General features: G+C 69.7%; 12 protein-coding genes and 1 other RNA gene. 4 read left to right on the top strand and 9 right to left on the bottom strand.

Going from position 1 to position 14,246, the window contains the following annotated elements:
- Nucleotides 1-83: 83 nt before the first annotated feature.
- From recR to SNAS_RS30405, 6 genes are all read right to left on the bottom strand, one after another.
- Entirely contained in the window at nucleotides 84-683 is a 600-nt protein-coding gene (recR, locus tag SNAS_RS30425) for a recombination mediator RecR (RefSeq protein ID WP_013021342.1), read from the bottom strand.
- Nucleotides 684-690: 7 nt separating this feature from the next.
- Nucleotides 691-1,041, bottom strand: coding sequence for a YbaB/EbfC family nucleoid-associated protein (locus SNAS_RS30420; RefSeq protein ID WP_013021341.1), 351 nt, complete (start codon nucleotides 1,039-1,041; stop codon nucleotides 691-693).
- Nucleotides 1,042-1,084: 43 nt separating this feature from the next.
- Entirely contained in the window at nucleotides 1,085-3,157 is a 2,073-nt protein-coding gene (locus tag SNAS_RS30415) for a DNA polymerase III subunit gamma and tau (RefSeq protein ID WP_013021340.1), read from the bottom strand.
- Between the two features lie 28 nt (nucleotides 3,158-3,185).
- Nucleotides 3,186-4,436 (bottom strand): phosphoribosylamine--glycine ligase, encoded by a 1,251-nt coding sequence (purD, locus tag SNAS_RS30410; RefSeq protein ID WP_041625276.1) that lies wholly within the window; start codon nucleotides 4,434-4,436, stop codon nucleotides 3,186-3,188.
- A 20-nt stretch (nucleotides 4,437-4,456) separates the two neighbouring features.
- Nucleotides 4,457-4,550, bottom strand: an RNA gene (gene ffs, locus SNAS_RS33575) — signal recognition particle sRNA small type.
- Between the two features lie 12 nt (nucleotides 4,551-4,562).
- A complete protein-coding gene (locus tag SNAS_RS30405) occupies nucleotides 4,563-4,910 on the bottom strand; it encodes a sterol carrier family protein (protein ID WP_013021338.1) in 348 nt (115 codons plus the stop codon).
- A 177-nt stretch (nucleotides 4,911-5,087) separates the two neighbouring features.
- On the opposite strand from SNAS_RS30405, the gene SNAS_RS30400 reads away from it, so the two are divergent.
- From SNAS_RS30400 to purM, 3 genes are all read left to right on the top strand, one after another.
- On the top strand, nucleotides 5,088-6,854 hold the full coding sequence (locus SNAS_RS30400) for a carboxypeptidase-like regulatory domain-containing protein (protein WP_013021337.1): 1,767 nt from the start codon (nucleotides 5,088-5,090) through the stop codon (nucleotides 6,852-6,854).
- A gap of 112 nt (nucleotides 6,855-6,966) precedes the next feature.
- On the top strand, nucleotides 6,967-8,571 hold the full coding sequence (gene purF, locus SNAS_RS30395) for an amidophosphoribosyltransferase (RefSeq protein ID WP_083787275.1): 1,605 nt from the start codon (nucleotides 6,967-6,969) through the stop codon (nucleotides 8,569-8,571).
- Entirely contained in the window at nucleotides 8,568-9,647 is a 1,080-nt protein-coding gene (gene purM / locus SNAS_RS30390) for a phosphoribosylformylglycinamidine cyclo-ligase (protein WP_013021335.1), read from the top strand. The genes purF and purM overlap by 4 nt, the downstream gene beginning before the upstream one ends.
- A 19-nt stretch (nucleotides 9,648-9,666) precedes the next feature.
- Here the strand turns inward: purM and SNAS_RS30385 are convergent, their stop codons facing one another.
- Together SNAS_RS30385 and SNAS_RS30380 are read right to left on the bottom strand one after the other, a co-directional pair.
- Nucleotides 9,667-10,779 (bottom strand): hypothetical protein, encoded by a 1,113-nt coding sequence (locus SNAS_RS30385; protein ID WP_013021334.1) that lies wholly within the window; start codon nucleotides 10,777-10,779, stop codon nucleotides 9,667-9,669.
- A gap of 9 nt (nucleotides 10,780-10,788) precedes the next feature.
- Nucleotides 10,789-12,075 (bottom strand): helix-turn-helix domain-containing protein, encoded by a 1,287-nt coding sequence (locus tag SNAS_RS30380; protein ID WP_013021333.1) that lies wholly within the window; start codon nucleotides 12,073-12,075, stop codon nucleotides 10,789-10,791.
- A gap of 186 nt (nucleotides 12,076-12,261) precedes the next feature.
- On the opposite strand from SNAS_RS30380, the gene SNAS_RS30375 reads away from it, so the two are divergent.
- Nucleotides 12,262-13,467, top strand: a complete 1,206-nt coding sequence (locus SNAS_RS30375; RefSeq protein WP_013021332.1) for an AMP-binding protein — start codon at nucleotides 12,262-12,264, stop codon at nucleotides 13,465-13,467.
- Here SNAS_RS30375 and SNAS_RS30370 read toward each other — a convergent pair.
- Nucleotides 13,458-14,246, bottom strand: coding sequence for a hypothetical protein (locus SNAS_RS30370; RefSeq protein ID WP_013021331.1), 789 nt, complete (start codon nucleotides 14,244-14,246; stop codon nucleotides 13,458-13,460). The two genes, SNAS_RS30375 and SNAS_RS30370, sit on opposite strands and share 10 nt — an antisense overlap.

Raw genomic sequence — 14,246 nt, 5'->3', positions numbered from 1 at the left:
CCTGCTGCGAACCCTATTACCGGTTCAGGTCTTTGTGAACCAGACCACCAGCGGTTGATATCGAATTGTGTCCATCCCCAAAGTCACTGTTGGACGGTACGACGCCCCTCGAACGCGCGGCCCAGCGTGACCTCGTCGGCGTACTCCAGATCGCCCCCGACGGGCAGTCCCGACGCCAGTCGCGACACCGTCAGCCCCATCGGCGTGATCATGAGCGCCAGGTACGTCGCCGTCGCCTCACCCTCGGTGTTGGGGTCGGTGGCGATGACGAGTTCCTTGGTGACCCCGGCCTGCAACCGGGTCATGAGCTCCCGGATCCGCAGGTCCTCCGGTCCCACCCCGTCCAGCGGGTTGATGGCCCCGCCCAGTACGTGATAGCGCCCCCGGAACTCACCGGTGCGCTCGATGGCGATGACGTCCTTGGGTTCCTCGACGACACAGATCATCTCGTCGGTGCGACGCGCGTCCCGGCAGATGCGGCACTTCTCCTCGGTGGCGACGTTGCCGCAGATCTCGCAGAACCGCACCCGCTCCTTGACCACCCGCAGTGCCTCGGCGAGCCGGTCCACGTCGGCCTTGTCGGTGCCCAGGATGTGGAAGGCGATCCGCTGCGCGCTCTTCGGCCCGATCCCCGGTAGACGACCCAGTTCGTCGACCAGGTCGCCCAATGCTCCTTCGTACATGTCTTCCCTACATACCCGGCAGCGCGCCGCCGCCGCCCATGGCCTGGAGGGCCTGGGTCACCGGGCCCAGTTTGGCCTCGGCGAGTTTCTTGGCCTCCTCACCGGCGGCCAGAACCGCGGCGCCGACGAGGTCTTCGAGGGTCTCGACGTCTTCGGGGTCGACGGCCTTGGGGTCGATCTTGATGCCCCGGAACTCACCGGCGCCGGTCACCGTGACCGTCACCAGGCCGCCGCCGGACGAGGCCGACACCTCGGACTCGACCAGTTCCTGCTGCGCGGCCACGTAGTCCTGCTGCATCTGCTGGGCCTGCTTGAGCAGTTCCTGCATGTTCGGCGCACCCTCGCCACCCGGAAACATCGATTCTCCTTAATTCTTCGAACGTTGTGCGTGCCCGCCAAGCCTAGAGCTTCTTGGCGCCCACCTTCTTTTCGAACATCTCGACCGCCTGCTCCATGGTGACCGAGCCGCCAGCGGCGGCGGGCGGTGGGTCGAAGTCGGGTTCGGGCCCCGGCGGTTCCTCGGACTCGTAGTCGACCGGCGGACCCGGCTCGGGCCGGGGCGCGGGAGCCTGCGGCGGCGGGGCCGCGGCGGGCGGTGGCGGGCTCGCCGGACGGGCGGGCGGCGGCGGGGGAGCGGCCCCGGCCTCGTTGACCTCGCACCGCACCCGCCAGGAACCGCCCAGCACCGACTTCAACGCTTCGGTGAAGATCGGCAGCGCGCTGTCGCTGGTGAGGGCGTTGGCGTGGAAGGCGTGGCGAAAGGTCAGGACGAGGGTGTCGTTGTCCACGCCGGTGACCGTGGCCTCCATGAGGAACGCGGCCACGGTCTTCTTGCGGTCCTTGACGGCCTGCTTGATCTGCTCCCAGCTGCCGCGAACCTGGGCCAGCTTGTCGCCACCGGCGGCCGGTGGGGCAGCGGCGGGTGCGGCCTGCGGGGCGGGAGCGGCTGGTTCGGTCGCCCAGCTGTCCTGTGCGGCGGCGCGTGCCGACTGACCGGCTGGCGGTGCGGTCGCGGGGCCAGCCTGGGCTGAGCCTCCGGCGTCCGCCGGCGATGGCGGGGCGGCATCGGTAGCCGCGCTCGCCTCGGCTTGCGACGGAGCCGCAGCTGCCGGCTGTCCGGCTGAGCTCGCGCGGTCAGCGGGCTGGTCGCCTTGCGCCGCAGGCGAAGGCGCGTTGCCCGCCGCCTGGGCGGCTGCGGCCTTGGCGGCCTCGCGGCCCGACGTTCCGGCGCTCGGCGGAACCGGTTGGCTCGCGGCGGCAGCGGCGGCCGGAGCGGGTGGCGCGGCGGCGGCGGGTGCCGCCATCGGCACCCCCTCGGCCATCCGACGCTCCAGCTGGTCGATGCGCTGCAACAGGCCCGCCGCCGAGTCGTCGACCGACGGCAGCACCGAGCGCGCCATCGCCAGTTCCAGCAGCAGCCGGGGAGCCGTCGTCCCCCGCATCGCCGAAAGAGCACTGTGGACGATCTCGGCCATCCGGGTCAGGGTCGGGGTTCCCATCCGGATCGCCTGGCCCGTCATGCGTTCCAGCACTTCGGACGGTACGTCGATGAGCCCCGTCGATCCCGCGTCGGGGACCTGGTTGAGCACGATGAGGTCGCGCAGCCGCTCCAGCAGGTCGGCGGCGAAGCGGCGCGGGTCGTGCCCGGCCTCCAGCGCCTTGTCGATCACGCCTATCGCCCCGGCGCCGTCCATCGCCGACAGGGCCTCGCAGATCTCGTCAAGCAGCGAACCGTCGGTGACGCCCAAAAGCGCCATCGCCCGCGCGTAGGTGACGCCCTCGTCCCCGGCGCCCGCGATCAGCTGGTCCAGCACCGACAGCGTGTCCCGCGCCGAACCGGCGCCCGCGCGGATCACCAACGGGTACACCGACTCCTCGACGGTGATGCCCTCCTCGTGGCACAGCTTCTCGCACAGCCCCCGCATCGCGGCGGGCGGAATCAGCCGGAACGGGTAGTGGTGCGTGCGCGACCGGATCGTCGGCAGCACCTTCTCCGGTTCGGTGGTGGCGAAGACGAACATGACGTAGTCCGGCGGTTCCTCGACCAGCTTCAGCAGCGCGTTGAACCCCGCCGAGGACACCATGTGCGCCTCGTCGATGACGTAGATCTTGTACCGCGAGTTCACCGGCGCGAAGACCGCGCGTTCCCGCAGCTCCCGGGCGTCGTCGACGCCGCCGTGGCTGGCCGCGTCGATCTCGATCACGTCGATCGACCCGCCGCCGCCCGCCGACAGCCCGACGCACGAGTCGCACTCCCCGCACGGCGTCGGCGTCGGACCCTTGGCGCAGTTCAGCGAGCGGGCCAGGATCCGGGCGCTGGAGGTCTTGCCGCAGCCGCGCGGCCCGGAGAAGAGGTACGCGTGGTTGAGCCGCCCGTTGCTGATCGCCGAGATCAGGGGTTCGGTGACGTGCTCCTGCCCGATGACCTCGGCGAAGCTCTGCGGACGGTACTTGCGATACAGCGCCAACGTCATGTCTCAGCTCCTCACCATCGCCCCCAGCCTAAGCGCCAGGTGCGACGATTCGGTCCTCGGACGCGGCCAGGGCGATATCGCGACGAATCCGGGCGTCCGGCAGTTCCACTCCGGCGGCCAGCGCGTACGCGCGTCGGCGCGCCTGGTTCAGCGTCGCGCCCGGTGCCACCACGTTGAGGACCCGGCCGCCGGACGACACCAGCTGCCCGTCGGCGTCCAGGGCGGTCCCCGCGTGCAGCACCCCGGGCATGTCCGCGCCGGTGATCGGTTTGCCGGTGACCGGTTTCTCCGGGTAGCCCTCGGAGGCCAGCACCACGCACACCGCCGCGCCGTCGCGCCACTGCGGCTTCGGGTACTCGGCCAGCTTGCCCCGGGCCGCCGCGTCCAGCAGCCCGGACAGCGGCGCGTCCAGCAGTGCCAGTACCGCCTGGATCTCCGGGTCGCCGAAGCGGCAGTTGAACTCGATGACCTTGGGGCCCTTGGACGTCAGCGCCAGCCCGCAGTACAGCGTGCCCACGAACGGAGTCTCGCGTTTCGCCAGCTCGGCCAGCGTCGGCTCGGCGACCGTGGTCATGATCGTGTCGACGAGATCGTCCGGCGCCCACGGCAGCGGCGTGTAGGCGCCCATGCCGCCGGTGTTGGGCCCGGCGTCGTCCTCGCCGACCCGTTTGAAGTCCTGCGCGGGCAGCAGCGGCACCGCGGTGGTGCCGTCGGTGACGACGAACAGCGAGACCTCGGGGCCGTCGAGGAACTCCTCGATGACGACGGTGTCGCAGGCGGCGGCGTGCGCCAGCGCCTCGTCCCGGTCGGAGGTCACCACGACGCCCTTGCCCGCCGCCAGCGCGTCGTCTTTGACCACATAGGGCGGTCCGAACTCGTCGAGGGCCGCCTCGGCCTCCGCCGCCGTGTGGCAGGTGTGTGCCTTCGCGGTCGGCACCCCGGCCGCGGCCATGATCTCCTTGGCGAAGGTCTTGGAGCCCTCGATGGCGGCGGCCTTGGCGCTGGGTCCGTAACAGGCGATCCCCTTGGCCCGCACCGCGTCGGCGGCCCCGGCCACCAGCGGCGCCTCCGGGCCGACGACGACGAGGTCGGCCTCGACCTCGACGGCCAGCGCCGCGATCGCGTCGGGATCACCCATATCGACGTCTCGTAGTTCCCCGCAGGCGGCCATACCGGGATTGCCGGGGGCACAGATCAGGGTCTCGACCTTGGAATCGTGGGCGAGGGCGACGGCCAGCGCGTGCTCGCGTCCGCCCGTACCCACCAAAAGAACTCGCACCCAGGAGAGTGTATGGGTACGAAAAAACTCCTCGCGCACCCGCCAGAGCCCGCTTATCCTTGCTGCCTTCCGGCCCTGGGGAGGTTCACGAGATAACGCCGCGCGAGAAGCACTCAACACGATACATCACGATGTGAGCGGCAAAAAGTCGGTGAGGTCCGCGCGGGTGCCGCTGGCGCTGACCCGGCCGTCGGCCACGGCGGCGGTGAAGTCGAGATCACCACAGGCCAGCGCGACGAAGGTCTCCGCGTCGCACTCGACGACGTTGGGCGGCGTGCCCCGGGTGTGCCGCAGCCCGTCGACGCACTGCACCGCCCCGAAGGGTGGTACCCGCACTTCCACGGTTTTACCGGGCGCCTTTCGGGTAAGTTCCCGCAGCAGCGCGCGCACCCCGTCCCGCAGTAGATCCCGGGGGAGGGGTTCGTCACGTTCGCGGGCGGCCATCAGGTCCGCGATCACCTCGGCGTCGGGCATCCGACCAGATTATCGGTATGGCACTTATCAGTTATTAACGATTTGCGGAAGATTCGATACGACACGGACCCCGCACTGGCGTCCGGTACCCCAAGCAGGGCATAGTGGCGGCATCGGATGACAGACGTGGTGAGCGAGACGGACTCGCCCAGCCAGCCTCGCCAAGGAGCGACCAACGTGACTTTGACATCCACCACCGGCTTCCGGGCTGCCATCGGTGCGGCCTCGGCGGCGCTGCTCGTCGTGCTCGCCACCCCCACCCCCGCCTTCGCGGGCAACGTCACGGTCAGCGGTTCCGCGGTCGATGTCGGAGAACAACCGGGGACGTCCTCGGTCTCGGTCATGGGCGCCGACATGGGCGAGTCCAAGCAGGTCAGGGTCAGCGTCACGGCGACCGGGGAGGCCGCCAGTTTCGTCAACGTCGAGGTCGCCGACGGCACCTGCAAGGCCAACGGGGCCACCGCCAACTGCGGGAAGCTGCGGATGGGCGAGACGAAGGACTTCTCGGTCAAGGTCTCGCTGAAGGAGAACTCGGGGCTCAAGGCCGGTGAGACGAAGTCCGGGAACCTGGAGTTCAAGGTCGAGGGACCCAACACCGGCAGCGGCAGCCCCGCGCCGCTGACGGTCACCGGGGTCGAACAGGTCGCGACGTCCATCGCGGGCACCGTCACCGACCTCGACAAGAAACCGATCAAGGGCGCCAAGGTCTCCACCACGGACTACGGCTCGGCCACCACCGACGGGCAGGGCAAGTTCAGCATCGAAGCCGAGGTCCAGCCCGACACGGCGATCGAGTACACGGTCACCAAATCCGGTTTCAAGGACAAAAAGGACACTTATACGGCCACGGCCGGTCAACCCATCCAGATCGACGTGATGATGGATGAGAAGGACAGCGCCAAGTCCGAGGCGCCCAGGGACGAGGAGACCGGCAACGACTCGGGTGACAGCGAGGAGGGCTTCACCGCCACCACCTGGATCCTCATCATCCTGGGCATCCTGCTGGCCATCGGCGGCGTCATCGCGATCTGGATGTTGCTGCGCAAGGGCAAAGAGGAAGAGGACGACGACGATCGGCCGCTTCCGCCGGAACCGCCGACGCATCAGCTGTCGGCCTCGCAGACCGGCAAGTTCGGCGTGTACGAGGCCAGCGGTGTCAGGCCCGGCGCCGACAACCCGACCATGATGTACAACGGCGGGCTGATCAACGACAACGACCTGGCCCGCTACGGCTCCGAGGCGCCGCCCGCGGCGACCGGTTTCGGGCCCGCCTACGGCGATTCCCGTCCGACCCAGGCGGTGCAGTCGGCCCACGACCTGCCGCCCGCGGGCGCCACCCAGCGCTACCCGTCGGCCGAGCCGACCTCGGGCGCTGCCGGTTACGGCAACGACCAGTACGCCGGTTCCACGCAGCGGTATCCCGCCGCCGACCCGGTGTCGGGCGCGGGCCGTTACGGCAACGACCCGGTGTCGGGTGCCGGTCGCTACCCCAACGAACCCGTTTCCGGCTCGACGCAGCGTTACCCGGCGGCCGAGCCCGCCTCGGGGGCCTGGAACTCCGGCGAGCCCGCCTCCGGTTCCACCCAGCGGTATCCGGCCGCCGAACCGGCGTCGGGAGCCTGGAACTCGAACGCCCCCGTTTCCGGTTCGACGCAGCGCTATCCGGCGGCTGAACCCCAGTCCGGGGCCTGGAACTCCAACGATCCCGGGCAGCAGGGCCAGCGGTATCCCGCCGAGCCGACCTCCGGGGCCCGTTATCCGGCGGCCGACCAGTACTACGGCCAGAACCCGCAGCAGGACGACCGTGCCGCGGGTGGTCGCCACTATCGCGAGGCCGATGGCTACGGCACCGGATACGACGACCAGCAGTCGCAGCGTCCCAGTGGCCGCCGTTATCGTGATGATGACTACGGCGATTTCGACGACCGTCCCCGTTCGTGGTAGCCGCCACCGCACTACACTTGCCCCGTAATGCCCGGCGCGGGGCTACCGCCATTACCAGCCGATACCCACGCGTCGTGGCTGCGTTGCTCTCCTACGAAACCAATGCGTGTCCATGACGGCCGAACCTAGCCTGCCCAACACGCAGAAGGGAAAACCGGTGCGCAGTTCCCGGCCGCGACGCGGCGGCGACCTCCCCGAGCAGACGAGACCGGCAAACTCCAGAGCCGGTGACGGCCGACTGAACCACGACCTGGACCCCGGTGACACCGGACCGAAGGACGCCTGCGGTGTCTTCGGCGTGTGGGCGCCGGGCGACGAGGTCGCCAAGCTCACCTACTTCGGCCTGTACGCGTTGCAGCACCGCGGCCAGGAGGCCGCCGGTATCGCCGTGTCGGACGGCGCCGCGGTCACCGTGTTCAAGGACCTCGGCCTGGTGGCCCAGGTCTTCGACGAGAAGAACCTGGCCTCGCTGACCGGGCACCTGGCCATCGGCCACAACCGGTACTCCACCACCGGTGCCCCCACCTGGGAGAACGCCCAGCCCACCATCCGGTCCACCTCAACCGGCACCACGATCGCGTTGGGGCACAACGGAAACCTCATCAACACCCACGAGCTGGCCGCCGAGTGCCGCGATCTCGGCATCGAGACCGACGGTTCCACCAACGACACCTCGCTGGTGACGGCGCTGCTGAGCGCCTACCCGGACGAGTCGGTGGAGTCGGCGGCGTTGAAGGTGCTGCCGAAACTGCGCGGCGCCTTCAGTTTCGTGTTCATGGACGACAACACCCTGTACGCCGCCCGCGACGCCGCCGGGGTGCGGCCGCTGGTGCTGGGCCGCCTGGACCGGGGCTGGGTGGTGGCCAGTGAGACCGCCGCCCTCGACACCGTCGGCGCCTCGACCGTCCGCGAGATCGAACCCGGTGAACTGCTGGCCATCGACGAGCACGGGCTGCGTTCGGCCCGGTTCGCCAATCCCGAACCCAAGGGCTGCCTGTTCGAGTACGTGTACCTGGCCCGCCCGGACTCCACCATCGCCGGTCGCGGCGTCTACTCGGCCCGGGTCCAGATCGGACGCCAGCTGGCGCGCGAGTTCCCGGCCGAGGCCGACCTGGTCATCCCGGTGCCCGAGTCCGGAATCCCCGCCGCCATCGGCTACGCCGAGGAGGCCGGGATCCCCTACGGGCTAGGCTTCACCAAGAACTCCTATGTGGGCAGAACCTTCATCCAGCCGTCCCAGACGCTGCGCCAGCTGGGCATCCAGCTGAAGCTCAACCCGCTGCGCGAGCAGGTGCGGGGCAAGCGCCTGGTGGTGGTGGACGACTCGATCGTCCGTGGCAACACCCAGCGCGCGCAGGTGCGGATGCTTCGCGAGGCCGGGGCGCTGGAGGTTCACGTCCGGATCTCCTCGCCGCCGGTGAAGTGGCCGTGTTTCTACGGCATCGACTTCGCCACCAAGGCCGAACTCATCGCCGACAACCTCGACATCGACGGCATCCGCCGCTCGATCGGGGCCGACTCGCTCGGGTTCGTGTCCCTGGACGGACTGATCTCGGCGACCGAGCAACCGCCGACACGACTGTGTCAGGCGTGTTTTGATGGCCATTACCCGATGCCGCTGCCCGAGGGCGACGTCATCGGAAAGCACCTCCTGGAAGGGCTCGACAGGCGTTCGAGCGTGGACGGCACGACGGCGAAGGAAGATTCGGCGGCATGACGGAGAACAAGACAGCCCCTGTGGCGACCGGCGCGTCCTACCGCGAGGCCGGAGTGGACATCGAGGCGGGCGACAAGGCCGTCGAGGGTCTGAAGAGCAAGATCCGCAGGGCCACCAGACCCGAGGTGGTGGGCGGTATCGGCGGCTTCGCCGGACTGTTCGCGCTCGACACCCAGAAGTACCGCAAGCCGCTGTTGGCCTCCTCCACCGACGGCGTCGGCACCAAGCTGGTGATCGCGCAGCGGATGGGCATCCACGACACCGTCGGCATCGACCTGGTCGCCATGGTCGTCGACGACCTGGTGGTGTGCGGAGCCGAGCCGCTGTTCCTGCTGGACTACATCGCCTGCGGCAAGGTGGTTCCCGAGCGGATCGCCGACCTGGGCGCCGGTATCGCCGACGGCTGCCGGTACGCGTCCTGCGCGCTCATCGGCGGCGAGATCGCCGAGCACCCGGGCGTCCTGGGCGCCGACGAGTACGACGTCTCGGCCACCGGGGTCGGAGCCGTCGAGGCCGACGCGGTGCTGGGCCCGGAGAAGGTCGCCGCCGGTGACGTCGTCATCGGCATGGCCGCCTCGGGGCTGCACTCCAACGGCTTCTCGCTGGTGCGGCACGTGCTGCTCGGCGAGGACGGCATGTCGCTGGACACGGTGGTCCCGGAGTTCGGCAACCAGCGCACCCTCGGCGAGGAACTGCTGACGCCCACCAAGATCTACGCCCGCGACTGCCTGGCGATCATCGAGGAGTGCGAGGTGCACGCCTTCTCGCACATCACCGGTGGCGGTGTGCCCGGCAACCTGGTCCGCTCGATCCCCTCGACCGTGGACGCGGTCGTCGACCGGGGCAGCTGGCGGCCGCAGCCGGTCTTCGACCTGGTGGCCCGCTCCGGCGGCATCGCCGCCGAGGAGATGGAGCGCACCTTCAACATGGGCATGGGTATGGCCGCGATCGTCCCCGCCGACCAGGTGGACCGCACGATGGCGCTGCTGACCGCCCGGGGCACCGACTCCTGGGTCGCGGGCCGGATCGAGCCGGGCCGTGGCGAGGTCAAGCTGACCGGCGAGTACTCCAGCTGAGACAACCCGGGGGCGCCGCTTATCCGGCGGCGTCGGCGGGTATCCAGCCGCAGCTGATCGAGCCGTCCGCGCGTTCGACGCGGGCGGCCATCCACTCGCCCTGGAACGCCTGGCTGCGGTCGGTCCACACCGCGTGGACCGACTTGATGTCCTCGGCCTTGCCGATGTCGGGGGCGTCGTCGTCCGGGGCGACCTTGGGGATGACGTCCTCGTACGGTCCGGTCGCGGGGAAGTCGGGGAACTCGGGGCACCTGTCGGCGGAGCCGAAGACCGGTTCTATCTGCACCGGGAAGCCGTCCTCGACGCCGATGGTGATGGTCTCCTTGACCGGCTCGTCGTTGGAGGAGATGTCCGGTGGTGCGGCGGTCGTCTCGACGGTGAAGCCGTTCTTCGCCGCCTTCAGACCGCCGACGGAGCTGTAGTACCCGTTGGTGACCGGGTACTCGACCTGGGTCGCCTTGTCGCCGTCCCACAGCCAGAGGTAGACGTAGGACGTGGTGTGGCCCGCGTTGGGCTGCCACTCCAGCAGTATGGCGGCGTCCAGGTCCCGGTCGCCATCCACATCGGCGTATTCGGTGGCGTTGAGGTGGTAACCCTCGTTGGAGTCCTCGGGAAGACCCGGCGGCAGGAACCGTCCGTCGGTGAGTTCCACCTCGGAGCCCGCCTCGTCGGTGAACGTCGCGTTCTCGAAGTCGAACTTCTCGATGCCCTCGTCCATGGCGGCCTCGGAGATCGGGGCCGCGTCGGGGGTGCCCGCGCCGCCCCGGTCGAGGACGTTGACGCCGACGACGACCACCCCGCTGACCACCACGACACCCGCGGCGGCGCCCAGCATCACCTTCAGGCCCATCCCGCCCTTGACCAGCGTGGCGGCGGTACCGCCGCTGCCCATCGCCCCGGCACCGGCGCCAGCGGCCCCGGCTCCGGCGGTCTGTTGGCCGAGGATCATGGCCGAGGCGGCAGCGGCACCCCCGGCGGCACTGGCCGAGACCCCGGCGTTGACGGTCTTGATGACGTCGGCCTTGCGCTGCTCGTCCTCGTCGAGCTGGTCCGGATCCTGCCCACCGTGGTACAGCTGCGTGAACAGCTCCTGGTCGTCTTGCGGCTGTGGGCTTTGGCTTTCCGGATACACAGTTGACGATTATATCGTGAAAAATCGATGCCTGGATTCGCGATAGCCGCCGGGGTCGCATCGTCGTTGAGGAGTTAAACCGTTGACGTTCTCGGCGGGCACCAGATTGAGCAGGCGTTCCAGGTCGGACCGTACCGTCAGGTCGTTGCGGTCGGCGAGCAGTCTGAGGGTGCGGTGGGCGTTGGCGTTGAAGTAGATGTCCTCCGGGGAGACCTGTTCGACCTTGGTCAGGGCGTACACCGCCGCGACGTCGTTGTGGCGGGAGGCGTAGGCACCGGCGAGCGCGACGTAGTGCCGGGCGACCCGCTCGGCCGAGTAGCCGTGTGGAATGTGGAGGGTCCTGGCGAACCGCAGCGCCTGTTCGATGTCGCCGAGTTGCAGGGCCACCCGGATCCGGACGATACCCAATTCGGTGGGTCCACACCAGACGCCCAGTTGGGAGCGGTCCTCGTCCATGCCGTCGGCGATGCGACCGGCCCGGCCCAGCGCGGTGTTGGCGGTCGCCGGATCGTATTGGGCGGCGGCGATCTCGGCGGCGAGCAGGTGCAGCGCCCCGGTCAGCCAGGCCCGGTCGGCGGCATGGGACGGGAACTCGTGCATCCGGTCCACGGCGGTGTCGACACAGTCGAGGGCGGGGCGGAGCTGGTCGATGTGGAGCAGCGCGCAGCCCAGGTGCCAGACGGCGATCGGGCGCATCCAGTCCAATGCGGACGTCGACGCGGCCCGCAGGGCCCGGTCGGCCGCCAGCCGCGCGACGTCGTGCTCGCCGGTGCGGTTGAAGACGCTGCGGGCCAGGACATAGCAGCTGATCAGCCCGGTGTTCCAGCGCGGTTGCCCCGGCTCGGTCTCGCTCAGGTCCTGGAAGTGCGCGAGCAGCGGGGGCAGGCCGACGGCGATCTCGGTGTAACGCGTCGGCGAGGTGCGCCAGCGCTCCCACAACGCCGCCAGCGTGGCGCCGGGGTCGTCGACGGGCAGTGGTGCCGTGGCTCGCATCCACGGCACTTCCGTGACCACCCGGCGCAGCGCCGAAAGCCGGGTGGTCATCTGGGCCTCGGGGCGCCTGACCTCGGGGCGGGTGCCGATGAAGGCCGCGACGTCGGAGACGTGCAGGATCTCCGCGATCTGGAGCACAATGGAGAGACTGTCCAAGGGGCGTCGCCCGATCTCGATGAGCCGCAACCACTCCTCGCTGCGTCCGACCAGATTGGCCAGAACGCGCCGTGAGATGCCACGCTGGGATCGCAGCATCGCGACGCGGAAACCCAGCGCGGTGTCACCGGATTTGTCAAAGGGCATGTCGTACCCCGAGTTACGAGACAGATGTGTTGGTGGGATCCAACATTCGAAGGGAGTCTCACGACTGGGGAGTCAGGTCGTTGCGTCCAAGGTATCCCCGACGATTCGCGAGGTCAAGGATTGGCCTGATACGGGGTCATCGATGGCAATCTCCAAGTAACCGTGAGCCAACTGCTGGAGGTCACCATGAGCGCAGTTTATCGAACCGTGGTCCGGGCCTGGAGGCATCAGGTCCGTCGAAGTCCGCATCGTACCGCGTTGGTCGCGGGGCGGGAGTGGCTGAGTTTCGCCGAGGTCGACGGCCGGGCCGAGCGGCTGGCGCGCTGGCTCGTCGACGAGGGCGCGGGCCCCGAACTGGTGGTGGCCAACCGATTGCCGTACTCGGTCGAGGCGGTCATCGCACAGCTGGCGGTGCTCAAGGCCGGGGCGGTTCACGTGGCGGTGCCGCCGACCGAACCAGCAGAGCGCGCCTCGGCGATACTGCGCGACGCCGATCCGGTGATCATCCTGGACGTCACGTCGGTGCCCAAGGTGGACAGTTCTCCCACCGTGCTGCCGCAACCGGAGGACGCGATCTACCTGACCTATCCGGTGCGGCGCGACGACACGCTGCGGGGCGTCGTCGTCGAACACCGCAACCTGGCCAACCTGCTGGAGGAGCACTACCGCAGCCTGTTCCGGTGGGCGGTGGCCGCCTGCGGCATGGGGCCGCTGCGGGTCGCGCACTCCGGGACCTGGTCCACCGACTCCTCCTGGGAGCTGCTGCTGTGGATGGTCGCCGGTCACGAGGCGCACCTGATCCCCGAGGACGTGCGGGCCGGACCGTCGTGGCTGGCGGCGTTCATCGCCGAGGCGGGACTCGACGTGCTCGCGGTGCCCGGCGCGATGGCCGAACCCCTCGCCGCCACCGGGATCCTGCGCACCTCCTGCGCCCCCGGGCTGCTGTTGATCGACGGCGACGCCATCGGGCAGCCATTGTGGAACCAGCTGCGCGCGGCCCCGGCCACGACCGCCGTCAACCTGTACGGGCCCAGCGAATGCACGGTGTTCTGCGCCAGGGCGGTGATCGACCGGCACGCGACGCCGGTCATCGGGACCCCGGTGGCCAACGCGAAAGCCACCGTCATCGACGCATCGGGCGAGGCGGTTCCCGACGGCGACAGCGGCGAACTGGTCATCAGCGGTGCCGCCGTCGCGCGCGGCTACCACGACCCGGCCGATCCCCGGATGTCGCGCTTCACCGTGCCGGACGCGGTGTGCCCCAACCGCCGGTACCGCACCGGCGACGCGGTGCGGCGACTGCCCGACGGCGAACTGGAGTTCCTGGGGCGCCGCGACGGCCGAGACCCCGACCGTCGGCTGAGCGCCGGCCTGTCGGCTCCTCAGTCCTGAGTGGCCTCGTCGGTCTTGATCCAGCCGCAACCGATCGAGCCGTCGGAGCGTTGGGCACGCGCCAGCGTCCACTCCTCGGTGTTGAAGACGCTGGCCACCGTGTGGATGCTCGCGAACTCCCCGTCCTTGCCGATGCGGGGCGCGTCCGACTCGGGCGCCACCCGGGGCGCGGTACCGTCGCCGACGGCGCCGGGCGGGTCGCCATCGTGGATCACGCACCGGTCGACCGAACCGAAACCGGGATCGGTCTGCACCGGGAATCCCTTCTCCAGCGCGAAGGTGAAGGTCTCCCGCTCACCATCCTGTTCGGACGCGGGCGAGTTGTAGGGACGGGACACCGCCGTGATCGTGAAGCCGTCCTTCTTCGCCTTCAGGCCGGACAGCTTGCCGTCGTTGCCGCCCCGGATCGGATACGCGACCTGCTCGGCGCGCTTGCCGTCCCAGGTCCACACGTAGGCCGACATCGTCGGCGCCCCGGCGGCCGGGATCCACTCGTACACGACCGCCGCGTCCAGATCGGCGTCACCGTCGACGTCGGCGAACTTCGGCGCGCTGACCTGATGCAGGCCGACGTCGGTGCCCTCGTAGCCCTTCTCGGTGTAGTCGCCGTCCTTGAGCTGGTACTTGCCGCCCGTGCCCAGTCGGACCTCGGCGTTGGCGAAGTCGAACTTCCGGATGCCCTCGTCCGCCGGCGACTTGGCGTCGCCGTCCTTCTGCCCACAGGCGGCCAAGCCGCCGACGAGGGCCGCCAGGGTCAGGACGACGGCGAGGGGCCGCAC

This window comes from Stackebrandtia nassauensis DSM 44728, assembly GCF_000024545.1.
Taxonomy (GTDB): Bacteria; Actinomycetota; Actinomycetes; order Mycobacteriales; family Micromonosporaceae; genus Stackebrandtia; species Stackebrandtia nassauensis.
This window is presented reverse-complemented; position numbering and strand designations above follow the sequence as displayed.